The organism is Chitinophagaceae bacterium C216 (assembly GCA_028485475.2).
Classification (GTDB): Bacteria; Bacteroidota; Bacteroidia; order Chitinophagales; family Chitinophagaceae; genus Niabella; species Niabella composti.
Genome location: CP144143.1, coordinates 3,142,579 through 3,167,427 on the forward strand (window position 1 = coordinate 3,142,579; position 24,849 = coordinate 3,167,427).

16 protein-coding genes are annotated in these 24,849 nt (G+C 40.2%); 7 read left to right on the forward strand and 9 right to left on the reverse strand.

Annotated features, from left to right (window positions below; all coding sequences use genetic code 11):
• Together PIECOFPK_RS13500 and PIECOFPK_RS13505 are read left to right on the forward strand one after the other, a co-directional pair.
• A complete protein-coding gene (locus PIECOFPK_RS13500) occupies positions 1-2,691 on the forward strand; it encodes a GH92 family glycosyl hydrolase (protein ID WP_409966134.1) in 2,691 nt (896 codons plus the stop codon).
• A gap of 18 nt (positions 2,692-2,709) precedes the next feature.
• The gene (locus PIECOFPK_RS13505) at positions 2,710-3,564 is read left to right on the forward strand and encodes an ROK family protein (RefSeq protein WP_330973745.1); all 855 of its coding nucleotides are present in this window, start codon (positions 2,710-2,712) and stop codon (positions 3,562-3,564) included.
• A gap of 134 nt (positions 3,565-3,698) precedes the next feature.
• On the opposite strand, the gene PIECOFPK_RS13510 is transcribed toward PIECOFPK_RS13505, so the two are convergent.
• From PIECOFPK_RS13510 to PIECOFPK_RS13540, 7 genes are all read right to left on the reverse strand, one after another.
• The gene (locus tag PIECOFPK_RS13510) at positions 3,699-5,090 is read right to left on the reverse strand and encodes a sialate O-acetylesterase (protein ID WP_330973744.1); all 1,392 of its coding nucleotides are present in this window, start codon (positions 5,088-5,090) and stop codon (positions 3,699-3,701) included.
• A gap of 129 nt (positions 5,091-5,219) precedes the next feature.
• A complete protein-coding gene (locus tag PIECOFPK_RS13515; RefSeq protein WP_409966135.1) occupies positions 5,220-5,999 on the reverse strand; it encodes a glucosamine-6-phosphate deaminase in 780 nt (259 codons plus the stop codon).
• A 79-nt stretch (positions 6,000-6,078) separates the two neighbouring features.
• Positions 6,079-7,152 (reverse strand): LacI family DNA-binding transcriptional regulator, encoded by a 1,074-nt coding sequence (locus PIECOFPK_RS13520; protein WP_409966136.1) that lies wholly within the window; start codon positions 7,150-7,152, stop codon positions 6,079-6,081.
• A gap of 46 nt (positions 7,153-7,198) precedes the next feature.
• On the reverse strand, positions 7,199-8,392 hold the full coding sequence (gene nagA, locus PIECOFPK_RS13525) for an N-acetylglucosamine-6-phosphate deacetylase (protein ID WP_330973741.1): 1,194 nt from the start codon (positions 8,390-8,392) through the stop codon (positions 7,199-7,201).
• 5 nt (positions 8,393-8,397) lie between these two features.
• Positions 8,398-9,741, reverse strand: coding sequence for a Gfo/Idh/MocA family protein (locus PIECOFPK_RS13530; protein ID WP_330973740.1), 1,344 nt, complete (start codon positions 9,739-9,741; stop codon positions 8,398-8,400).
• Positions 9,742-9,761: 20 nt separating this feature from the next.
• The gene (locus tag PIECOFPK_RS13535) at positions 9,762-10,781 is read right to left on the reverse strand and encodes a Gfo/Idh/MocA family protein (protein WP_409966137.1); all 1,020 of its coding nucleotides are present in this window, start codon (positions 10,779-10,781) and stop codon (positions 9,762-9,764) included.
• A gap of 40 nt (positions 10,782-10,821) precedes the next feature.
• Entirely contained in the window at positions 10,822-12,291 is a 1,470-nt protein-coding gene (locus PIECOFPK_RS13540) for a sodium:solute symporter family protein (protein ID WP_330973738.1), read from the reverse strand.
• Between the two features lie 535 nt (positions 12,292-12,826).
• On the opposite strand from PIECOFPK_RS13540, the gene PIECOFPK_RS13545 reads away from it, so the two are divergent.
• From PIECOFPK_RS13545 to PIECOFPK_RS13565, 5 genes are all read left to right on the forward strand, one after another.
• Positions 12,827-16,153 carry a SusC/RagA family TonB-linked outer membrane protein gene (locus tag PIECOFPK_RS13545; protein ID WP_409966138.1) on the forward strand — a complete coding sequence of 1,109 codons (3,327 nt, stop codon included), beginning with the start codon at positions 12,827-12,829 and terminating at the stop codon, positions 16,151-16,153.
• Between the two features lie 34 nt (positions 16,154-16,187).
• Positions 16,188-17,807, forward strand: a complete 1,620-nt coding sequence (locus PIECOFPK_RS13550; protein WP_409966139.1) for a RagB/SusD family nutrient uptake outer membrane protein — start codon at positions 16,188-16,190, stop codon at positions 17,805-17,807.
• Positions 17,808-17,829: 22 nt separating this feature from the next.
• Positions 17,830-18,882, forward strand: coding sequence for a DUF5017 domain-containing protein (locus PIECOFPK_RS13555; RefSeq protein ID WP_330973735.1), 1,053 nt, complete (start codon positions 17,830-17,832; stop codon positions 18,880-18,882).
• Positions 18,883-18,900: 18 nt separating this feature from the next.
• Positions 18,901-20,706, forward strand: a complete 1,806-nt coding sequence (locus PIECOFPK_RS13560) for a phosphodiester glycosidase family protein (protein ID WP_330973734.1) — start codon at positions 18,901-18,903, stop codon at positions 20,704-20,706.
• A gap of 76 nt (positions 20,707-20,782) precedes the next feature.
• Positions 20,783-22,279, forward strand: coding sequence for a sialate O-acetylesterase (locus PIECOFPK_RS13565; protein ID WP_409966140.1), 1,497 nt, complete (start codon positions 20,783-20,785; stop codon positions 22,277-22,279).
• A gap of 8 nt (positions 22,280-22,287) precedes the next feature.
• Here the strand turns inward: PIECOFPK_RS13565 and PIECOFPK_RS13570 are convergent, their stop codons facing one another.
• Together PIECOFPK_RS13570 and PIECOFPK_RS13575 are read right to left on the reverse strand one after the other, a co-directional pair.
• Complete coding sequence (locus tag PIECOFPK_RS13570) at positions 22,288-23,385, reverse strand: sialidase family protein (protein WP_409966141.1); 1,098 nt, start codon at positions 23,383-23,385, stop codon at positions 22,288-22,290.
• A gap of 53 nt (positions 23,386-23,438) precedes the next feature.
• A complete protein-coding gene (locus tag PIECOFPK_RS13575; protein ID WP_409966142.1) occupies positions 23,439-24,848 on the reverse strand; it encodes a sulfatase in 1,410 nt (469 codons plus the stop codon).
• Position 24,849 lies beyond the last annotated feature (1 nt).

The window sequence follows — 24,849 nt, forward strand, 5'->3', positions numbered from 1 at the left end:
ATGAAAAATTGGTTAACATATCTAATGTGCCTAGTCAGCACCACAATAGTACACGCAAGCACAGATAATATTGCTCCTCTTGCAAAGGTTACAGCATCCACGTCTTTAAATGAAAACTTCAGCCCAGACAAGGCTGTAGATGGCATTATTGGGGTAGATGGAAAAGGAGAATGGGCTTGTGAAGGTGTATTAACTTCTTGGGGCGATCTTCGGTATCCTTGGATTCAATTTGAATGGGACAAGCCACAGACTATTTCCAGGATTGTTTTATATGATCGGCCCAATACTTATGACAATATTGCCGGAGGGAAATTAATCTTTAGTGATGGAAGTACCTTATATGTCAATCGCATTCCTCGCAATGGTGTAGGTAAGGAAGTAACCTTTCCTGCTAAGAAAGTAAAGTGGGTGCGCTTTCAGGCAACGGATGGCTATGGTAAGGACCTAGGTTTTTCAGAGGTGGAGATCTTCACCGATCCGTCAGAAGCCAAAGATTTTGTAGCCATGGTGGACCCGTTTATTGAAACCAATAGAGGACGTTATTTCTTCTTCAATCCTGGATCATTGCCTTTTGCAATGGCAAGTGCAGCACCGCATACGCGCAATAGAAATCAGAATGGAGGGGGATATAACTATAACGAAGAGTATATTTTAGGCTTCGGTCAATTACACGATTGGATGATATCGGGCCTCAACATCATGCCGGCCATCGAGGGTGAACCTTTCGGCGGAGGCGAGCAAGAGTGGAAATCTTATTTCCAACATGATGAAGAAATCGCACAACCCGGTTATCATCGTCTGTTATTACGTAAACATAATATTTGGGCCGAATATACAGCTACAGAAAGAGTCAATTTTTACCGCTTTACCTATACTCAAAAACAGAACGCACAAATCATTTTCGGACTTTCGAGGCATTTAGGCTCTACTACAATGACAAATGCGACTATTGAACAAGAAGATCCTCATCATTTATCCATTCAGTTTAGCACGGTAAACCGTTTTTGGGGAGGCCCCAAAGAAGTTACTATATACGCTTATGTAGAGCTGGATCGACCTATACAAAAATTCATTGCCATTAATGAAAACAAGCCGTTGCCGATGGCCAATACATATCGTGGCGATACGCTCAATGCAGCTGTGATTATCCCTGTGGAAGCGGGTGAGGCAATACACATGAAAGTAGCGTTATCCTATACTTCTATCGAAAATGCTAAAAAGAATTTTGAAGCAGAAGCTAAACAAAAGCAGTTTAATGAAGTACGACTGCGCGCAAGGGAAATATGGAATGAATGGTTAGGTAAAATCGAAGTAAAAGGAGGCGAACTGAAAGATCGCATTAAATTTTATACAGATTTATGGCATGTGTTATTGGGGCGAAGAAGCATTGTAGATGTAACAGGTCATTATCCGGATCGTACACAGGGTGTGAGGGATGGTACTTTTACCGATGCGCAGTGCATTATTAGGCAGGTTCCTAAAAACCCAGATGGCCGCTTGAAATATCAAATGTATAATTCCGATGCTTTTTGGTTAACACAGTGGAATTTGAATGTATTATGGGGATTAGCCTGGCCCGAAGTACATGATGAGATGGCGAGCTCTTTAATGCAATATGCCACCAATGGCTACAAAATTCCTCGAGGACCTTCCGGAGGTGGGTATTCCTATATCATGACGAGCTCTCCAGGCTCTAATGTAATTATGAGTGCTGTAATGAAAGGTATTCTCACAAAACACAGTATTGATTCGGCCTATGTGATGGTAAAACGCAATGCGATGCCGGGAGGCATGCTAGGTGATCCTCAGGATGTGGAATTCTACATCAAAAACGGTTACTGGCCCCAAAATGCAGGCATCACTGTGGAAGCTGCTTTTCAGGATTGGGGAATTGCCCAATTTTCCAAAAAGCTCAAAAAGAAAAAAGATGAATTGTACTTCTTAAAACGCTCTCAAGGATGGAAAAAACTTTTTGATCCCGAAACAAAATTCATTTTCCCGAAAGATAAAAGAGGAATCTTTATTCATAAAGACCCATTAAACGGTACGGGCTGGGTCGAAGCAAATGCCTATCAGGCTGTTTGGGGACTATCGCATGATTTAGACGAACTGATAAAACTGATGGGTGGGCCTGATAGTTTTGCCAACAAACTGCAATATGCTTTTGAAATGTCACGTGCTTCCGATTTTGTATATGCCTATTCGAGCGGGTACATTAGCTATGCCAATCAACCGGGATGTTCTAATGCTCATGTGTTTACCTATGCCGGTAAACCATGGCTGACACAGTATTGGGTACGTCAGGTAAAAGAGCAGGCGTATGGAGGCGTTACCCCAGACTTAGGCTATGGAGGACATGACGAAGACCAAGGACAAATGGGCGGCGTAAGTGCACTGATGGCTATCGGCTTGTTTAACATTTTGGGCAATCAATCCGTTGATCCCTATTATGAAATAACAAGTCCCATCTTCGACGAGATTATTATTCATCTTGATCAACGCTATTATGAAGGGAAGCAATTTATCATAAAAGTATATAACAACAGTAAAGACCATCCGTACATTCAACAAGCCCGCCTAAATGGAAAAGAACATGAAAAATTCTGGATATCCCATAACACCTTTCAAAAAGGAGGTGTATTGGAATTGTGGCTGGGTGATAAGCCCAACTATCAATGGGGAAAAAAATAAACACTAATAGCTGCTACTATGAATCATTGGGTTTTAGGTATAGATATCGGAGGAACACATATCAGTTGCTGTATTGTGGATATACTCAATAACCGTATTCTAGAAGAAAGCTTTATAAGAGAAGATGTCAGGGCTAATGATACCGCTGATGCTATACTAGAAGACTGGTTGAGAGCTATACGAAAATCGCTGTCTTACTTTCCTGCAACTGCAGCCATTGGTGTAGCAATGCCGGGGCCATTCGATTATGAAAATGGTGTGAGCCTAATTAAAGGATTGCAGAAATATGAAGCACTGTACGGTTTAAACATCAAAAAAATGCTATCTATAGCATTGGACATTCCTACTGCTAATATTCAATTTCTTAACGATGCTAGTTGTTATCTGCTCGGAGAAATACATTTCGGAGCAGCCAAAGGCGAAACCAATGTGGTGGGCATCACTTTGGGGACCGGCCTGGGAAGTGGCCAATATCATCAGGAACGGCTTATAGAAGGCGATTTATGGTGTACGCCTTTTAAATCGGCAACAGCAGAAGATTATATGGCTGCCCGCTGGCTCATTAATGAATATCACTCCCGCACAGGCACCTGGCTTCAGGGAGTAAAAGACTTAGCCCTGATTCATGATCCTCTAGTAGATGCAATTTTTCAAATATATGGACAGCATCTTGCACAAATCATTCTACAACGCTATCACGACAATTTGCCGGAAGTGGTAGTTGTAGGAGGAAATATTGCAAAAGCCTGGGACAGGTTTATGCCACATGCGCAGCATTATTTGCAGGAACAAGGACATAATATTCGATGTATACCAGCACTTCTTGGCGAACGAGCAGCACTACTAGGAGCTGCATCTTGTTTCAAAAGATGATATATCAGTATCGCTTCTTTACTATGAGGGCTTCTTGATACTAGACTTTAATAGCCAGCAATAGAAAACGCTGACAGAGATCTTGTTTTCACTGCAATCCATCTGTCAGCGTTCCATTATAAAAAAATACCCAACTACCAGTTATCCGTTCTGAATGGCGATACGGGCAGGCCTTTACTATTAAACAAGTTTGGCATGGATGTATCAGTAAACCCAAAACGAACAGCAACTGGGTTTTTGATCTGCTTACTGAATACAATCAGCTTATTTTTCTCTATTTTGTAATCAGCAGGAACAAAGTTTCTGGAATCATCAGCAATATACAGATCAGTAATTTTATTTCCTTTTACCTGCAGACTGCCTTCTAAATAATCAAACTCAACAATAATCTTATTACCTTCTACTTTATGACTCTTGTATATCGGCGATTTATAATCCACCATGGACCTTCCATACACTTCCGCCAAAGCCAGCTGAGCTAAGCGCTCGGCCACTTCTCTTTTTCTAGTAGGATGAATATTTTTTACATCCGGAACCAAATCAGTAATCACAGCCATTCCAGTTTTTGGAACGACCAAAGTTTGAACTTGCTGCTCTCTCAACAAAGCACCTTTTTGTTCTTCGGGTTTAGATTTATAATCATATGGAGCAATTTGTACGTAATAGAAGGGGAATTCATATCCCCAAGCTTCTCTCCAGCTTTTAATCATGGTACTGAATAAGCGGCTATAACTGCTATAAGTATCAACATTACTTTCGCCTTGATACCAGAATGCTCCGGCAATTTTATATCCTACCAAGGGATAGATCATCGCATTCCACAAAGTGGCATATTCATGTGGCTTGCTTGCAGAGGGTTTAAAGGCTTTTGCATTCTTTAAAAATTCCGGGTCGTTTTCAATATATTTTGCAGGGGTCCATAGCTCGGCAGGTGTACCACCCCAGCTGGAATTAATAATGCCGATAGGAATATCCAATTCCTTAGCCAGCTGCTTACCTATGAAATAGCCGATAGCACTAAATCCCTTTGCAGATGCAGGATTACACTCCTTCCAACTATCAAAAACATTTATCTGAGGGCTGGTAGCAGCAATATTACTTATTTGCAACAGCCTTACTTTGGGATTATGAGCACGTGGAAGTTCGTCCAGCATTTCCTGCAGTTTATTGTTGGAGTTCCACTGCATATTGGATTGACCAGAGCATAACCACACCTCCCCGATGAGGACATTATTTACTACTTTGGACTCAGAGCCGGATAAAATAGTAATACTGTGCGGACCACCAGCTTCGGGAGTTTTTAACTTAACATCAAAACGTCCATAGCCCGAAACCTTAGTTGTAACCGTATCTTTACTCCAAGATGGGATAATTCTAACGGTGCCACCCCGCTTCGACCACCCCCAAAAATTGACCTCGGCATTCCGTTGCAAAACCATATTATCCGAGAAAAAACCGGGCAAATGAATCTGTGCCGATAATTGTAATGACAAGCATATTGTCAGAAATGAAAAAATGTACTTCATAAATTTTTCAATACTTAATGCAAGCATGAATGAAACCAGTTCTTTGGTTTTACAAAGGGAATAAAATTACTTCAAAAGTTGCATTAAGGGAAATCTCGAACGCAATTTGTCAAAGAATTTCGAAAAGTCCTATGTCACATCCTTCATAACAACACGGGATGCACTCTCCGCATCCAGATAAAGTATAGCATTATCATGCTTTCTCAATACAGTTGAAGGATATAGCTCAGAAATATCTTCATAAAGAGTTTGCTGTACCGCGATGGCTTTATTTTTTCCAGGAACGATACAAAACAAATGTGCTCCACTTAAAAGTGCCGGAATCGTAAGCGTAAGGGCATGCGTGGGGACCTGTTCTATACGTTCGAAACATCCGTCATTTACTTGCTGCCTGCGACTGGCTTCATCGAGATCTACAACCTTTACCCACTTGGGGTCGCTAAAGTCTGCAACATGAGGATCATTAAATGCGATATGGGTATTTTCACCTATTCCCATACATACAATATCTACTTTATACTCTTTCAGCAGTTGCTCATAACGTTTACATTCTTCCTCTACATTTTGAGCGCATCCATCGATATAAAAAAACTTACTAATAGGAACGTGACTAAACAGTCTGTCATTAAGAAAATAGGCAAAGCTTTGAGGATGCACTGCTTCCAATCCGATATACTCATCCATATGAAAAGCCACAACCCGGCTCCAGTCTATTCCTTGATAGTTGCGCAATCCATCTAGGAATTCATTCTGAGATGGCGCAGAGGCAAACACTACTGAAACGAGTTCCTTGTGTTCTAACAGATGCCTAAGCATCTGTCCTACCTCTACAGCCGCAGCAGCCCCCATTTCTTTTCTGCTACTGTACTTTTTGATTTTTAATCTATCTACATAATACTCTTTTTCCATTTTCAATTATCTTAAGAATATATAACACTTAACGTCTATCCGTAGGCTCTAATAGTAATTATAAATGTATCGCGAACTATTAGTTCCGATAAAATTTCTGATTCCCTTTATGGATAATATCAATCGGCATATAGAAATCCTTTTCAATATTTTCCTCAAACATGATATAGTGATATAAAGCCTTTACACCTCGATATGCCTGCTCCTGTGGTTTTTCACAAATTAAAAAGTCGATTATTTCTTTATTTAAATACTCAATATTTCGTGTAATAAAGTCATACCCTACTAAGAGAATATTTCCTTTTCCCTTTGATTCAAAATACTGTGCCACCAACGACACCCTTGAGTTGGTAACAAATACTAATCGGATATCAGGGTATTGTTGCAATACCTCATCCAGTCCGGCTTTTACAGAGTCATAATCTGTTTGTGTAAGATTTTTAGTAATGATGGTTTGAGATATTTGTTTCTCAATAAAGTATTTCCTGAAACCTTCTTCCTTACGCAAAATGTGGTGATCAGAAGCAACGTCTTTGGAAATATTCATGACGAGTATCTTGTCATTTTCGGATGTTAAATAGCGCACTAAATGTGCCACTGAATATCCACTGTAAAAAAGATCCGGACCAAAATAGCATAGGCTTTTCTGATTACGGATATCGGAATTAATAAATACAAAGGGAATGTTGCGCTGCTGACATACATTGGTAAATGCTATAGCCTCTTCAATAAACGCCGGTGCCAATAACACTCCATCAATTTGCTCTTCCTGTAAAATCTGTTGATATCGTTCTACGAAAGACTTTCGGTCGTTCATATCAAAAAAGAACTTGCTTACTTTAACATCATACAGCTTAATTTCGTTTTCCGCTTGTATAATTCCCTGTAAAGGCACATCCCAATAATCTGTTTCATCCGATACGGCAGGAATGAGCGTAAACAAATGAATTGTTCTTCCCGATGCTAGACGACGCGCTAAAATGTTCGGCTGATAGTTCAATTCTTTTATAACAGCTATGATCTTCTCCTTCGTTTTTTCGGACACTCCACCCCTATTATGCAACACACGATCTACCGTACCGATCGAGACGTTAGCACGGCGGGCAATTTCTTTCACTCCTACTGACCTCTTCCCGTTATTACTCATATTCATATTTTATACAGATAAAATCGCAATGCATGTATCAGTATCAAAACACTTATACTTTTTGATAAACTAATTTTCCTTCTACAATTGTATACCTTACATCTACATTATTGTCAAACACGACAACATCAGCATCCTTGCCTACTGCAAGAGATCCTTTCAGACGCTCCCAGCCCATAATTCGAGCAGGAGTGTAGGTTTGCATTCTCACAGCTTCGACAAGAGGAATCTCAGCCATATGTACCATATTTTTAACCAACCGATTGGTAGTTGCTATACTACCTGCAAATGCTGAGCGGTCAGGTAATTGGGCCACCTCGTCTTCAATTATCACTGTAATTCCATTTTTCTTATCCCCCAAAATAGTTTCAGACGCTGTTGTTGCTGCCCCACGCATGGCATCGGTAATTAAAGCGATTCGATCTGGACCTTTAATTTTATAAACCAACTTCAGTAATGCTGCTGGTAGGTGTCTTCCGTCGGCAATCACCTCTACATCAATTTCATCAATGAGATAAGTACTCTCAATCACTCCGGCATAACGATAAGCGTTTTTTCGAAATACACCAGACATTGCCGAATAAAAATGGGTGGCCAGCGTATATCCATTTTCAAAAGCAGCTACTATTGCATCATAATCTGCATCGGTATGAGCAAAGGCAGCTAATATACCATGATCTCTCAAATATCTTCCAAACGCTAAGGCGCCAGGCAGTTCGGGCGCGGCACTCCATCGGGCAATAGATTTTCCAAATCTCTCGATAATTTCTTTGTATTCTTTTGGATCGGGATTCCGTATAAATTTCGGATCCTGCGCCCCTCGCTGATTCAATGAAAAATATGGCCCTTCCAAATGCATGCCCAAGAACCGAGCACCTTTGAGATTTTTCACAGAAGCTTTTTCATAATTAGATAGCACCTTCACCAATCCTTCTTTCTCACTCGTCAAAGTAGTGGGCGTCATCGCCGTTGTTCCGTATCGAGCATGTGTTTCGGCTATCGTAAGAAAATCATCGATTTCGCCATCCATAAAATCACACCCACCACCCCCATGCACATGAATGTCAATAAAACCAGGAGCAATAAAATTTCCCTGCGCATCTATCTGCAAAGCATCGGCCTCCACTTCCACATTTTTCGATCCGAGTTCTACAATCTTCCCATCTTTAATGATAAGTGTGCCTTCTTTAATACATCGATGCGGACAGATCAATGTGCCATTATATATCTTTAGCGTGCCACTCATCTATATCAGATTTTAAGCTCCCAACCTCTTTCATATTCGCGGGACCACAGCTTCATAGCCTTTTCATTTCTTAAAATTCTTCCTGTTGAAGCATCTATATCCAAAGCTCCTGTTGTTCTTTGTGCAATATTTCCCAGCTGTACCAACAAAGTACTTTTGTGTCCTTCAACAATATCAGAGTTTAATGGTGTATTATCTTTAATTGCACTAAAAAAGTTTTGGATATGAATAGCATCCAAGTTCTGAGAAGGGTTGCTTAGGCTTCTCGCATCTACCTTAATGTCATTTTTTGCCTCTTTAATCAACTTCCCTTTCAAGTCATATATCTTATAAGTATTTCCACTTCCTATTTGCAAAGACCCCTGTTCTCCGTAAAAGATCACTCCTACAGCAGCACCTTCGCTAGGCGCACCATTGCAGCTTCTTCCTTCCCAAGTAATGGAACAACCATTTCCGAATTCTATTCCAATAGTTTGCGTATCAGGTGTTTCCCAATCATCTTTATAACGATATCTACCACCTACAGAAGTAACCTTTGTAGGATAATCAGCTTGCAAACCCCATCGAGCCAGATCCACAAAATGGGTACCATTGTTCAATGCTTCGCCGGTACCCCAATGCCAAAACCAGTGCCAGTTATAATGAAGAATATTATCCTTGTAAGGACGTCTCGGGGCCGGCCCCTGCCAGAGCTCATAATCGAGCCAGTCTGGTACAGCAATTTGCTTACCTATACCAATGGAGGGACGGTTATTGGTGTACCAAGTTCTTGCAAAATACACCCTACCAATTACCCCATTATGCAAAGCTTTAATAGCTTCTACTACATTAGGCCAAGACCTTCTCTGATTACCAATTTGTACTACATGTTTATATTTCTTAACAGCCTCTATCAATAGCTCTCCTTCGCGAGGATTATGACTGCAGGGTTTTTCTACATAAACATGTTTTCCTGCTTTTAATGCCATGACGGTAGCAGGAGCATGCCAGTGATCGGGAGCTGCGATAACTAAAGCATCTACCTGCTTATCTTCTAAAGCTTTTCTAAAATCTTTCTCTTTCTTGGGTGTCTCCGATTGTCTTTCTGTTACGGTAGCAAAACATTTATCAATAGCCCTACGGTCTACATCGCAGATATAGGTTACCACCGCATTGGGTTGCATAGCAAAATTATTGGCCAATACTTGTCCGCGCGAATTTACGCCCATTACTGCAATATGAAAGCGCTCATTAGCACCTACTATATTGCGATAACTTTTGGCACTAAAACCGGGCAGTACGCCACCTATTGAAACTGCCGCAGTACTTAACGAAAGCTTTTTAATAAATTCCCTACGAGATGTTTTCATTGCTCTAAATTTTATAATTGTTATCCGGTAATTTCAGAAAGTTTTACTTCACGACCATTTTGTTTTTTACTCAAATCCGCCGCTTCCATAAAAGCGCAGATTTCTAGAGTTTGCCGATAATCGAAAGGCGCCACACGGGTATCGAAGAACTCAACAATTTTTACAAGCAACGGGTCATATCCTCCATAACGCCCTAAAGTCATGTTGCCCTTTTCGCCAAATGCAATACCACCATAATCACTCTTTCCTTTTCGAAAACCTCTGAAAGTTCCCAACCGCCCATCCTTCCATCTTCCTACAGCGATATCGGCATCCTGGGCATGAACGCGAACAACGCTTTCGCATCCTATTCCCATTAAAGCAAATAAAATTTCTACACCATGAATACCATACCAAAACAAATCGGGATGCGTACTTTCCAAATGAGCCGGACTGTAAGTATCAGCACCTAACACTCGTCCTATTTTTCCAGTATTGAGAATTTCCTGAACACCGCTTAAATAGCGCAAAGAAGAGCTAGAAAAAACTGGCACGTTGTATTGAGCGGCGAGCTCAAAAATCTTTTTCGCATCACGATAAGATGCCGCTATAGGCTTATCAATAAAAACAGGTTTCTTAGCTTTAAATACCTGAATGGCCTGCTCCAGATGCACCCGACCGTCATTACTTTCGAGCAAAACCACATCTACTTTACTTAACAACTCGGATATGGAGTTCACGATTTCTACTCCATACTTTTTTACGGTTTCAGTATACTCCGGAACTCTTGATACTGAAGATTGAATATCCTTACTGCCCTGCGGATAAGCCGCTACTACTCTATATCCTCTAAATTCAGGTTTGGGCTGCTCGGCGTTTAAAGATTTTGTAAAAGCAATACTATGAGAAGTATCCAAACCGATAATACCAACTCGCTTACCCGCTTGTGGTATTACAGAAAACACACTGCTTTTTCCAAAGACGGATGTCCCTAATGACACCCCTATTCCCATGAAAGCAGATGTTTTTATAAACTGACGCCGGCTTTGAAAAATTTTCATCTCAATAAATATTTATGGTTTAAACTTTTATTTTGCAACTTTAATCTTTATTGAGGCCGTCAAGCAGATGATCCACCTTCTCCGAAACGCGCTTTTTAGTAAGCAATCCGCATCCTGCATACACAATAAAAGATGTAATGATAGGACCAGAAATTTCCAGCGCCAATGGCACGTTCGAACAAAACTTCATTATAATAAATGTAAGCAATCCTAAAGCAATAGAGAGCCACACTGCCGTTCCGTTACTATGTTTAAACCAAGGCAATAATCCAAGAATCATCGGAATACTGATTGGGCCTGTAAGAGCGGCAAACCAGCTTAGTATTAATCCGATTACTCCACCGAATGACTCAGCGTAAAATGCAAGAATTACCGTAAATAATACAAAAGTAAAAGTGGTAAGCCGAGCCAACATCAAAAGCTTCTTGCGGTCAAAATTTCTAACACGTTTATTAATCGTAGGTAAAATATCTCTAGTAATAACAGAAGCAATCGTATTAGAGTCGCCTGCCGTCATGGTCAATGTTGTGGAAAAAAGCGAGACAAACATCAACCCTAAAAGGCCTGGTGGCAAGAACTTAAGTGCCATCACGGAGTAAGCTTTTTCGGTATTCTCCAGATTTGGGAAAAAAATAGGCGATGCAAACATCGGGAAGAATAATATTAAAGGCCAAATGAGGTATAATGCCGATGACAACAATGCCGCTTTTTTAGCCTCCTTCCCTGTAGGAGAAGAAATAAAGCGCATGGCCAAACTCCAAAGTCCCCCACTGTACGTTAATGTGTTGATGGAAAGTATTGCCAATACAAACCAGAAGGTATAAGGCTCTCTAAAAATCTGCGAATTCTCGGCAGGCAAGCGATCCCATAATGTAAAAAAGCCACCGACACCGTCTCCTAATTCTCTCAACACTAATACCATCATGATGATGCCCGATGCCAACTGAATAATAAAAGATAGAAAATCATTCACTACATCCGCCCAAACACCGCCTAGCACAACATAAATCAGCGTTACACATCCAGATAATGCAATGCCTGCAGTTATACTCAATCCGGTAAATGCATTCAACAAAATGCCTATGGCCGCCCATTTGGCAGCTACATCAAATATCTTAATAATAACTCCCGTCCAGGCAATTAATTGTTGTGCGGGTATACCATAACGGGTAGCCAGATATTCAGTGGGAGACTGCACTCCAAATTTTTCTCTTAAGCGCGCCCATCGCGGAGCAATGAAAAACACAGTAAACAACATTCCTATTGCAATAGTCATGGCCCACCATACGTACACCACAAAACCATGTGTGTAAGCAATAGAAGCATAAGCAACAAAAACAGCTCCGCTATATCCCGACACATGATGCGAAACTCCCGTTAACCACCAGGGAAGCTTTCCTCCTGCCGTAAAAAAATCAGAAGAAGACCCTACCCGTGTATATCCGTAAACTCCTACAGAAACAAGGAGGACAATAAAACCTACGATGCTGATATAATCAATGGTTTGCATAAAAAGAAATGGCAATAGACAAAATGTGTACGTACACGAATATAAATATAATTTTTAAAACATTCTAAAATGTTTTACTAACTATTCTCAAATAATATCTCAAGACGGACATATTAAATTGAAAACCAACTAGAAAAGAAAGCATTGATTTTTTCTTAACAGATATTTTTGATTTTAATGAAAAATAAATATATTTGGATAGAATTTTTTTAGGACAATATTCCGTGTACGTAAACGGAATTTATTTTGCGTCAAACCTGTGTACGTTAACGGAAAGCTGAGAGAGAAAGTAAAGGACTTGCTTAATGATTGTCATTGCCATATTCACCATAAGATCTTTAGCTAAAGAGAAGGACCTATAAATTTTACTGAGAGATTTTGGCGGGGACCAATGTGCGCTAGAATAAACATAGTTCCAAATGAAAATCAGATTAGGGGAGATTGTATCGATAGTATTTGACTAACTACGAAGCATTCATTCAAAAGTATCTTTTAAAAAGCACTCTATTTACATCATAAACTTAACATCATAAAGATGAAGATCCTTAACACACTCCAACAAGGCCTTACCCGCTATTGCATCAAAAATGCTGTCGGGAAACAGCAATTCATCCATCTAAAAATCTGCATGGGTATTATTATAGCATTGGGCACTACTGGCAAAGCTCACGCAATGCTCTCTCCTTCTTATCCTCTTATCGCTTCCCATTTGGCTTTACAACAAAATATATTAGTAAAGGGGATAGTTATTGATCAAGAAGGTAATCCATTAGCCGGAGTTTCAGTTACGATAAAAGGAACCGCCACCGGAGTTGTTACAGATAACAATGGAAGATTCTCAATTCAGGTTAAAGACAAAGAGACGATTTTAGTATTTAGTGCAGTAGGCTATCTGTCTCAGGAACTCAAAGTTGACAATAATACCAATATTCAGATTACACTTATTAAAGAAAGCTCATCCCTAGATGAGGTAGTCGTCATCGGCTATGGAACTGTAAAAAGAGGTGATCTAACAGGAGCTGTAGGAGAAGTAAACGTAAATGATCTTACTAAAGCTCCCGTAGCATCTTTTGATCAAGCCTTAGCGGGAAGAGTTGCAGGGGTTCAGGTATCCGCAGCAGAAGACGGCCAACCCGGTCAGGGAATGAACATCGTAATCAGAGGGGCTAACTCTTTAACACAAAGTACGGCTCCATTATATGTTATTGACGGTTTTCCGATGGAAAGTCCGCAAACGGCCGGCATCAATCCAGAAGACATTGAATCTATCACGATTTTAAAAGATGCCTCTGCAACCGCCATCTATGGATCACGCGCCGCAAATGGAGTTGTGGTTATTGAAACCAAAAAGGGCAAATCAGGAGCCCCCACCCTTGCGCTATCTGCTTCGGTGGGCCCACAACAAATAACCAAAAAAATGCCCATGTTGAGTGCGTACGAGTTCGTTAAATATGAGATTGAACGATATGGGCAGGATGCTGTAAGTTCTTATACCCCCGGAGACCTGCCTACCGATCACCCCAATTACGATCCTCAAGGAAAAACATTAGAATCTTACAAAAACATCAAAGGTATCGATTGGCAAGACCAATTATTTAAGAAAGGTGTTACACAGATTTATAACTTATCACTTAGAGGTGGTAACAGAGATACCAAATACTCTATTTCCGGTTCTGTGTATGACCAAGACGGTATTGTCATTAATACCGGCTTTAAACGCTATCAATCAAGGATCTCGCTTGATCAAACTATAAGCAAAAAATTCAAAGTAGGTATAAATGTAAACTATAGCTATCAACTAGCTTATGGACAGATACTGGGTAGAACCAGTGCCACATCTAATACTACTATAAGCGGCTATTTACTGTATTCCGTTTGGGGATATAGACCCGTTACAGGAAGAGAAGGACTTCCTGATTATAACGATGATTTAATTGACGATATCATAGATTCAGAAGCCGAGGCTGAGGCCGGAGATTTTCGTATCAATCCTATCATCTCAGCAAGAGAAACACTGCGCAGGAGAAAAACCCACAACCTACTTGCTAATGCGTATGCAACATATGAACTAGCCAAAAACTTAGTACTGAAGGTTACGGGAGGTATGAACGGAGTTATGACACGTAATGATGAATTCTATAACAGTAAAACAATAAAGGGAGCTCCCGTTAGCTTACGCCCTAATAACATCAATGGAGTGAATGGTTCTATCAGAAACTCTCAACGATACGAATGGCTTAATGAAAATACATTAACTTATACCAAAAGATTCAACAAATCTCACCGACTGGAAGTAATGGGAGGTATGACACTTCAAAGTGTTCGTACCACATCTGACGGATTCTCTGCCATACAAGTTCCTAACGAAGAGCTAGGAATTAATGGGCTATCACAAGGTACACCTTTGGAAACCTACACAGGAGCAAGTGAAAACAGGTTACAATCTTTATTTACCAGACTTAATTATAGTTTCAAATCAAGATACCTGCTAACCGCTACCATGAGGGCTGACGGGTCATCTAAGTTCGCTCGTCCGAACCGATGGGGATATTTTCCTTCTGCAGCATTTGCATGGCGCATGAAGGATGAAAAATTCTTAAAAAATGTTGAAGCTATTACTGCAGCCAAGCTGAGAATCAGCTATGGGGTAACCGGTAATAACCGCGTGAGCGATTTTGCATACTTACCTGCCGCCGAATGGGATGACTTAGGAAGCTACTCTTTCAACAATGTTCGGTATTATGGATTAGGGATAGCAAGACTCAGCAACCCCAACCTCAAATGGGAAAGTACTGCGCAGTTCGACGTTGGGTATGACCTTAACCTATTTAAAGATCGCATCAGCTTCGTATTCGATTGGTATAGAAAAACCACTTACGACCTCTTGCTAAATGCCGAGTTGCCTTATAGTACAGGATTTAGCAATTCGTACAAAAACATAGGAAAAGTGCGCAATGAAGGTCTGGAGTTTACTTTAAATACTGTAAATATTCAGACTAAAGACTTTACCTGGCAGAGCAACTTCAATATAAGCTTCAACAAGAACAAAATCATGGCACTCTCCGATAATCAAGAAAATCTTACTTCAAGAATCACCTCCTTCGTAAGCCGCATCGCACAGGAACCTATTTACATTGCAGAAGTAGGCAAACCTGCAGCCATGTTCTATGGGCTTATCTGGGACGGGGTGTATCAATATAGCGATTTTAACGAAGTTGCTCCTGGCGTATATGTATTAAAACCAGAAGTGCCTACTAACGGAGACACAAGGGAATCTATAAAGCCCGGAGATATCAAGTATAAAGACCTTAATGGAGACGGAGTAGTAGATGCTAACGATAAAACTATCATTGGTCGAGGTCTCCCTATCCACATAGGAGGATTTAGCAATAACTTTAGCTACAAAGGTTTTGACTTAAATGTTTTCTTCCAGTGGTCGTATGGAAACCACTTAATGAATGCCAATCGTCTTATTTTCGAAGGAAACATTACCAACATTCACCACGTTAACCAGTTTGCAAGCTGGGCCGATCGATGGACACCCGACAACCCGAGCAACACGATTCACAGAGCAGGGGGTGGAGGACCACAAGTAATTTCATCTAGAACCATTGAAGACGGTTCATATCTAAGACTGAAAACAGTGTCTCTGTCATATACACTTCCTACTTCACTGTTAAGAAGAATGAAGATCAAAGGTCTAAGCTTAAGTGTAGCAGCTCAAAATCTGTATACATGGACCAAATATTCGGGATTGGATCCTGAAGTATCTGTACACAATTCGGTACTTACTCCAGGATTTGATTTCTCGGCATATCCTCATCCAAGAACACTTGTATTTGGCCTTAAAGCAAACTTTTAAAAATTAAATAAAATAACTTCAATATAGAGTCACTATGGAAAAGATTAAGACCTTATTAGCAATACTGTGTCTCACTCTAGGAGCTTCCTGCTCTAGCTTCTTAGACACAGAACCTGAAGATTTCCTATCACCGGAATTCTTCTACCAAAACGAAAGCCAGATTCATACGGCACTCGTTGGTGTCTACAATAAGCTATCAGACACGCGAGATGGTGCTCCACTGTATGCCTCAGCCTATTTTACATTTATGGGTACCGAAGGTGACGATGGATTCTATAGAAAAGGTCCGGAATCTGCACTACCCGGACAGTTTATGTACAATCCCAGCGCGCCACATGTTGCCAACTTATGGAGAGCATTATATGAAGGTATCAATCTAGCAAATGTATTATTGGAGAAACTGGATGACGCCGATATGGACGATAGAAAAAGAGAAATCGTAAGAGGTGAAACGCTATTTCTGAGAGCTTACTACTACTTTTTGCTAGTATCTAATTACGGTGATGTGCCGTTAAAATTAACGTCCTCCACTACACCCTATAACACCGATATGGAACGCACTCCCTCCCACATCGTATATCAGCAAATTACCGAAGATATGGAAAGAGCCTATGATCTAGTAGAAAGCGCTACCGAAGTAGGGTTTGGAGGAAGAGTCAATAAATCTGCAGTTGCAGGAATATTAGCACGTGTTTATTTGTATTGGGCCGGAGAACCTCTTAAAGACCACAGCAAATACAAAAATGCCAGAGATTGGGCTTATAAAGTAATTCAATCGGGAGAGCATGCATTAAACCCTTCATTTGAAGATGTTTTTGTAAAACTTGCTGCCGATGCTTACGATATTAAAGAATCCATCTGGGAGGTAGAATTTTATGGTAACCGTACCGACCGTCCCAGACAAGCCGGCATGTTGGGGAATTATATCGGTATTGTCTCTGATAACGATTCTATTGGTAGAAGCAATGGTAATATTTGGGCATCAGGTAGACTCTATAATTTATACAAACCCGGGGATTTACGAAGAGATTGGACCATTGCTCCGTATAGATTTAATCCTACAGAATCCACTAATAGAGAATATTTTGCGGCAACTCAAATCTGGACTAGATATGCCGGAAAATACAGAAGAGAAAAAGAAGTATTCTTCCCGAAATCAGTAGGATATACTCCTATCAACTTCCCTCTATTAAGATATTCCGATGTACTACTCATGTTTGCCGAAGCTGATAATGAGGTAAACGGGGGTCCTACACCTGAAGCCATAAAGTATTTCAATATGGTACGGAGAAGAGGTTTTGGCTTTCCCTTTTCAGAAGCAGATTTGCAAGTACCTAACCCTGTCAGCGATTTAACAAATGATGAAAAATCAGATAAATTATCATTCCTAGAAGCGATACAAGATGAACGCTCCAGAGAACTTGCATTTGAGTGCTTACGCAAGTACGATTTAATCAGATGGGGAATTTATATATCATCCATGAAAGCTTTATCTAATCTTTATCTTACTTCAACTACCCCCTCAACTCCATCTACTCAGGCGAGAAATGTTGCTACAGCGTTAGGCATGATTAGCGATCGTCATAAATTACTTCCTATACCTACACATGAAATGATGTTAAACCGAAAACTGGTTCAAAATCCAGGATGGTAATTAACCCTAAAATCGATAAAAAATGAAAAAACATATAGCTAAAATTGTTCAGTTTGTTTCACAAACATTTTGCCACGCTCCTATGGTACTCCTACCCGATCGATTACAAAAAAAGTGCTTCATAAACGGGTTAATCATCTGTATTATCCTACTTGGGTCATGCAACACCAAGAAAGATTTAATTGTGGGTACACCCGATTTTAACATTAAAGGATATACTGTACAAGATGCGCAAGACAACTTTGGAAATCCTATAAAAGAAGTTGTATTCCAATTTGAAGGAAATGCAGATGTCATTTCCTTCTTCTCCGGAGAACCATTAAAAGAATATGCATATAAAGACGGACGTATTATAGGCATCGATGCTGTTAATGTTTCCTTCGAATATGTTGCTGATATGGGAGACGGAACGGATCCTACTTGGAAACAGTTATTTGTTATGGCCACTACAAATTTTGATGGAACCGTAACAGAAGAGGGAGAAGGATGGATCGACATCACAGATCGTTTCAACATACCAATGGCAAAGGATTTCACAACCCGTACACTCACTTCAGCCGATATCTCTGATTTATTGGTACCAGGACAGCCTCTGTATATAGGATTTAAATATATTACGTATCCTCGAAGCGCTTCAGCCGCTTATACTACCTGGGATATTCATGAGTTTAAAATATCCGTTGAAACATTATTGGGCTCAGAAATAATATATAACCAAAGAGTAGCAGCTTTCCCCTTGTATCACTTCGGCCCTGATGATGCTTCTGACCCGAGCAGAACCCCGCGATCGACGAGCACTACCTCACGCTTGCGCTTCAGGGCAAATGTGCTTGCAGCAAACCGTCCCTTTACAGCTGGAGATTGGGCTATAGCACCTCCCATTGTTGTTGACAATGAAATCAACCTAGGCCCGGATAGACCTGTAGGCATCAAGAACCGAATAGATCCGGCACTGTCCAATTATACTTATGTCTACGATAAACCGGGAACTTATAAAGCTACCTTCGTAGCCACCAATATTACCAGTCATAGCGAGGCTAGCGTAGTGAAAGAGATTGAGATCACAATTCCTTAATATAGAAATGGGTAGATAATGATTCGTAATTCATTCTGCAGATTCAAGGTTTTATGCTTTAGTTTAATACTTATAGGGAATGCTGGACTTGCCCAATCCTACAAATTTCAAAAACTCACCGAAGCTAACGTAGGATTTAAAGACAATATAATTACAAAAGCTACATTCAGACAGATGGGAGCGATAGCAATAGATCTTCACGGAGATATTGTAATTGCAGACAGACTCAATCATGCTATAAGAAAAGTTACCCCTTCAGGCAAAGTTATAACGATCGCAGGAACGGGTGTGGCTGGATTTACGGATGGCGATGGATCCAAAGCTCAGTTCAATGAACCTACAGGGCTTGCAATAGACAAGGATGGCAATATAATTGTTGCAGACAAAAATAATCATCGTATACGAAAAATCACTTCTCAGGGTGAGGTGAGCACTATTGCAGGCAATGGAATTGCAGGATATAAGGACGGCTCATCCGTTGCTGCACAATTTAATACACCATATGATGTAACGATTGATACTTCCGGTAATATAATTGTTGCAGATACCTACAATCACTGTATTCGAAAGATCAATTCATCAGGAGCTGTAAGTACACTTGCGGGCACTCCCTTTCCTGGCTATAAAGATGACAAGGGAATAAAAGCAAGTTTTAATCATCCCACAGGTTTGTCAGTCGATCAAAATGGCAATATTGTTGTTGCGGATCTTTTGAACCATCGTGTTCGTCAAATTACAACTGATGGAATGGTTACAACAATTGCAGGATCGGGTTCTAACCAAACTAAAGACGGTAATGCAGATGCTGCTGCTATCGCTTCACCTTATCGGGTAGAGGTCGACTACGCCAATAACATTTATATTACACAGGCAAACTCTAATAGCCAAAAAATCTTCATCCGTAAAATAGCTAACGGAACGAGAACAGTCTCTTCCATTAGTAACAACGCTATCCCAAGCGGGGATAACACATCTGTAAGCCAAGAAGTATTAAACCATATCGCTGCAGATATCACTACCGATAGTCTTGGAAATTTGTATGTAGTTTATCCTGACAACAATAGTTTATACAAAATAAGTTGCTCGGCATGCAAGGGTAATAGCTTTTATTACATCAGCAAATATTTCGATCAGCCCTCTAATACCTATTATTATCTTACCAGAATAAAACCTAAAGACAGATTTGGGAATCCCGTAAAACTACAACTGGAACTTACCAATCAAGACAAAGGTGAAACAGTTAGACAATTTGCCATCAGGAAAGGGAGTGCCCTGGCCTTCAATGCTTCCACACAACGTGAAGTCAACGGAATCAAGAAACCTCAGGGTACACAAATTGTTCAAGGTGCTATTGTACAAGAAGCGCCATCCAATGCATATATTCTAGGAATCAAAGCAGACAATGAACTAAAAGTATATCCTCCTGGAACTAAAGCTAAGGAGATCCTCAACGATGGTAGCGTTTACGCACTCACAGCATTCGGTCCACTCATAGAAAATTATCAACGGGCATCAGAAAAGGCGATGCAAATAAGAGAAAACTATAAGGTGAAGCATCCTAGACAAGTAATAGCCCAGTTCGATAATAAAGATATTTTATTCTTAAGTTGTGGAGGAAGGGGATTTGAAGGAGAAGGTATGACCGCCGAAGATGTAGTAAGAATTCTAAGATCGCTTAATGTAAAATTTGCCTATATGTTAGACGGAGGAGGTAGTGTATCAACAGTGGTGTACGATCAATTAATTACACCTAAGATAGATAATAATGGTACTCAGGAAAGAAGCCGTCCCAACTTTTTATATGTAATGGATCCAACCAATTAATTAAAGCCAGCATCATTAAACCTTTATTCTTAACCAGGATCTTAATTCCTATAGCATAACATAAAACGTCATTACAATGCAAATTCATTGCACTATCATACCTATTAAAACAAGCATCTTATTAAGCACAGCGATAGCACTGCTATTTCCCCTATTTCTTGTTGCACAGAAATTCGACAAAAATTTTCACATATATATATTACTCGGTCAATCTAATATGGCCGGAAGGGGAAAAATCACACCCCAATACGAAAAAATTCAACATGAAAGAGTCTTCATGCTCTCTAAAGAAAATAAATGGGAAATATCAAAACATCCGCTACACTTCGATAAGCCCAAAGTTGCAGGTGTAGGCCCCGGCTTGAGCTTTGGTATTGCAATGGCTGAAGCTAACAAAGATGTAACTATTGGATTGGTTCCCTGCGCAGTTGGGGGTACTGCAATTAGCAGGTGGGAACCAGGGGCCTATGATGAAGCCACCAAAACCCATCCTTATGACGATGCGCTTGCTAGAATAAAGGAAGCTATGAAATACGGTCCCATTAAAGGAATCTTGTGGCACCAAGGGGAGGCCGACAGCAAAGAAAAAAATGCATCCGTTTATATAGATCGCTTAACCGCCCTGATACAACGATTGAGAAAAGAATGCGGTGACCCGAAATTACCGATTGTAGTTGGCCAACTGGCACACTACAAAAGCAATTATGAATACATCAATAATGTTTTGCCCGAGCTTTCTTCAAAAGTAAAAAACACCATTCTAGTATCATCAGAAGGCTTATGGCACGGAGGTGACGGCACACACTTCGATAGCCCATCTGCTGCTGAACTTGGAAGACGTTTTGCTAATGGGATGTTACAACTACAAGGATATCCATCTGTTCAAAAAGAATACATTATCGGCAAAAATTATACATCTCCGATAGACAAAAACGGTTGGGAAGTTCTTTTCAATGGCAATAATCCGAATATTAGATGGAGAAGTATTGATGGTGATAGTTTCCCCACCGAAAGCTGGACTATAAGCGACAAACTTCTAAAAAGTATTGCCAAAGCAAAAAGGAAAGACATTATAACAAGAGAAATGTTTTCCAATTTTGAACTGGAATTGGAAGTAAAACTTACTGATTCAGCAAATAGCGGTATTAAATATATAGTAGCCCCTCTCAAAAATGAAAAAGGCAATACAATTCTCAATGGTCCGGAATATCAATTAATTGATGACTGTAAACACAATTGGGTTACCGACAATAAAAATCCAACAAGTAGTACGGGTGCTGCATACCTACTATATGCACCTAATCCGAAAGATAAAAACTGGAAGTGTCAGGACTGGAATCGTATTAAAATAATCGTTAAAGGTCAGAATGTTGAACACTGGCTAAATGGCAAAAAAATTGTATCCTACACCAGAGGCAGTGAAGATTTCAGAAAGAAGGTTGCTGCAACAAAATTTCGTGAGTACGAAAACAGCCCTATTCAATACGGAGAATCGGAATGGGGGTATATCCTTCTACAACATCACGGTGATGAAGCCTCGTTTCGAAATATAAAAATCAGACGGTTGAAATAGCGAAGCATCTATTTCAACAGTTCCTCTAACGAAATCTTTTTTAATACCAGCGCCAAGCCTTTACCAGCTTTTGTTTCAAAGAGACAATAAAGGATATTGTCCTTTACCACGATATCGGAATAGCCTGCCGAACCTTCCTGTAACACTTTTTGGACCGGCCAAGTCTTCCCCATATCATAACTTACCTTGATAGTAAGATTTTGTCGAGGGTGTTTTTCGATATGTTTACTGTCCGGATTCGAGAATAACAGGATATCCTTCCCCCTGTAATGTGCTTTTAGTATAGCCCCCATACAAATAGGCTCAAAAAGATCTTCTACATATTCAGGGTGAGACCATCCGGCAATACCAGTCTTACTAAAAGCAACTCCACGTCTCCTTTTATCAGATTCATTTCTGATACTTAACATCACTGTACCATCAGCAAGCTCTACAGCCATCGTCTCGCTAGGATTTTTAAAACCCGGCACATCGGGAATTAAAGCCCCTGCCTTCCAAGTCTTACCATTATCATCACTATAAATTGTAGCAATACGAGAAGGACGATGACTACGATGAGGCAATAGTTTATCCGAATCCGCAAGCCATACCGGCACTAGCAATCTTCCATTCTTTAGCTGAATACCATGTCCGGGGCCTGGTGCTAGTACCTTCCAGTTATATTCTTTTTTAAATGATAAAAATGTAGCGGTTATATTCATCGGTACAGACCATGTAAGACCGTCATCCTCCGATCTAATGTAGTAAGCATACGCATAATCCCGCTGATATAATAAGTGAATTATTCCGTCTTTACCTACAATAGGAACCGGATTATCTGTAGGCTTTCCTCCGGCACGTGGTGCAACCACCTGAATGGGGCCCCAAGTTTTTCCTCCATCCTCACTTCTTCGCAATAATAAATCCATGTCAGCCCAATCACTACCACTATTGATTCTTCCCACACCAAAGGCGAGTAGGCTACCTTTCTGCGTTACTACAATCGCGGGGATTCGCATTGATGCATATTTACCATCCTCAGGTGCAAATACTACAACACTATCCGAAACCACTTCCAAAGTAGCTGATGCAGATACAGTTTTTGAATAGAAAAAACTCAGTACCATCAACAGAACATAAATATTAATTCGATTTATCAATTTTCTAATCATAATATAGATTATCTTTTACTGTAGTATGCGTCAATCAATGAATGGAGTTTTTGCTCAACTTTCTTATACCTTTTATCCCCGGAAAGATTATGCAATTCAATATTCCCCTTCTTTAAATTATATAACTCTGTATTTACTACCGACCCAGTATTCAAATCATACCATGCTACATAGCGCCAACCTGGAATGCGTACCGTATATCCCATATGTGTGGGATGTTGTTTAGTTATTGCTTCATAGGGTCTACAAAACTGGCTAAACGCGACTCCCTCCCATCTACAATTTGGATTCTCCAATAGAGGAGTCAGACTTTTTCCACTTAGTCTATGATGGGATTTTAAACCACATAATTCTAACAGAGTAGGATATATGTCCAATGCCTCCACAATTGCAGAAGTATGACTTCCCTTGTCGGTTATATCGGGAACTGATATAAGAAGAGGTATACGTGTATCTAACTCATAGTTGGTGGATTTACACCATAAACCCTGTTCACCTAAGTGATACCCATGATCCCCCCAAAATACAATAATGGTGTTTTCACTCATGTCTAATCGTTCTAGTTCACTTAAAACTCTGCCTATCTGAGTATCTACATAACTAACACAAGCATAATATCCTCTCCATAATTCTTGTTCCTTTTGAGAAGGAATAGCACCATCTTTAGGAATATCGGAATAGCCTCGAAGTTCCTGCCATTGATGAAATGCAATGTCGGGAGCACCTAAAGGTTTAAATTTATGCGACATCTTAGAAAAATCGGAGCCTTCATACATATTCCAATATTTTCTAGGTGCACAGAAAGGAAGATGCGGCTTATTAAATCCTACCGCCATAAAAAATGACTCACCGGATTCCCTGAATTGCTGCAAAGCAGTAATAGCCGCATTAGCGATCTTGCCATCGGGATAATCATCATCTTGCTCTGCCACAAATTCATACGATGCCGCCTTAGCATTTCCCTTGCGATTTTCAGGAAGATAATATTCATCCTGCTTGGTAAAACTTTGCACCAAGGAGGGAACGGACCATGACACTGAATCCAGAGTACGTTTTGATCCATGAAAAACTTTACCAATTCCTATTGATGTATAACCTGCATTTTTGAAAGCCTGGGGTAGTGTTACCACATCAGGTATTTTCTGGCGAAAATGAGTCACCAAGTCTGTAACACCATTTTCATCAGGCCTTAATCCTGTCAAAACAGATGCACGAGAAGGATTACATACTGCCTGCTGACAATAAGCATTTTTAAATACAATGCTTCTTCTCGCCAAATTATCTATATAAGGCGTTATGGCTCTCTCATCACCATAGCATCCTAAAGTAGGACGCATATCATCAGCAACTATAAACAATACATTATATTTCCTCTCAAAAAAATCATCTTGTGCAGATAGCAATCCAGCATGAAACATA

Excerpts from the sequence above, each read along its gene's own strand:
- PIECOFPK_RS13535 (WP_409966137.1), bottom strand. The coding sequence starts at position 10,781 with ATGAAAATTTTTCAAAGCCGGCGTCAGTTTATAAAAACATCTGCTTTC.
- PIECOFPK_RS13550 (WP_409966139.1), top strand. The coding sequence starts at position 16,188 with ATGGAAAAGATTAAGACCTTATTAGCAATACTGTGTCTCACTCTAGGA.
- PIECOFPK_RS13565 (WP_409966140.1), top strand. The coding sequence starts at position 20,783 with ATGCAAATTCATTGCACTATCATACCTATTAAAACAAGCATCTTATTA.
- PIECOFPK_RS13530 (WP_330973740.1), bottom strand. The coding sequence starts at position 9,741 with ATGAAAACATCTCGTAGGGAATTTATTAAAAAGCTTTCGTTAAGTACT.
- PIECOFPK_RS13555 (WP_330973735.1), top strand. The coding sequence starts at position 17,830 with ATGAAAAAACATATAGCTAAAATTGTTCAGTTTGTTTCACAAACATTT.
- PIECOFPK_RS13510 (WP_330973744.1), bottom strand. The coding sequence starts at position 5,090 with ATGAAGTACATTTTTTCATTTCTGACAATATGCTTGTCATTACAATTA.
- PIECOFPK_RS13570 (WP_409966141.1), bottom strand. The coding sequence starts at position 23,385 with ATGGTACTGAGTTTTTTCTATTCAAAAACTGTATCTGCATCAGCTACT.
- nagA (WP_330973741.1), bottom strand. The coding sequence starts at position 8,392 with ATGAGTGGCACGCTAAAGATATATAATGGCACATTGATCTGTCCGCAT.
- PIECOFPK_RS13545 (WP_409966138.1), top strand. The coding sequence starts at position 12,827 with ATGAAGATCCTTAACACACTCCAACAAGGCCTTACCCGCTATTGCATC.
- PIECOFPK_RS13575 (WP_409966142.1), bottom strand. The coding sequence starts at position 24,848 with ATGTTTCATGCTGGATTGCTATCTGCACAAGATGATTTTTTTGAGAGG.
- PIECOFPK_RS13540 (WP_330973738.1), bottom strand. The coding sequence starts at position 12,291 with ATGCAAACCATTGATTATATCAGCATCGTAGGTTTTATTGTCCTCCTT.
- PIECOFPK_RS13500 (WP_409966134.1), top strand. The coding sequence starts at position 1 with ATGAAAAATTGGTTAACATATCTAATGTGCCTAGTCAGCACCACAATA.
- PIECOFPK_RS13505 (WP_330973745.1), top strand. The coding sequence starts at position 2,710 with ATGAATCATTGGGTTTTAGGTATAGATATCGGAGGAACACATATCAGT.
- PIECOFPK_RS13560 (WP_330973734.1), top strand. The coding sequence starts at position 18,901 with ATGATTCGTAATTCATTCTGCAGATTCAAGGTTTTATGCTTTAGTTTA.
- PIECOFPK_RS13515 (WP_409966135.1), bottom strand. The coding sequence starts at position 5,999 with ATGGAAAAAGAGTATTATGTAGATAGATTAAAAATCAAAAAGTACAGT.
- PIECOFPK_RS13520 (WP_409966136.1), bottom strand. The coding sequence starts at position 7,152 with ATGAATATGAGTAATAACGGGAAGAGGTCAGTAGGAGTGAAAGAAATT.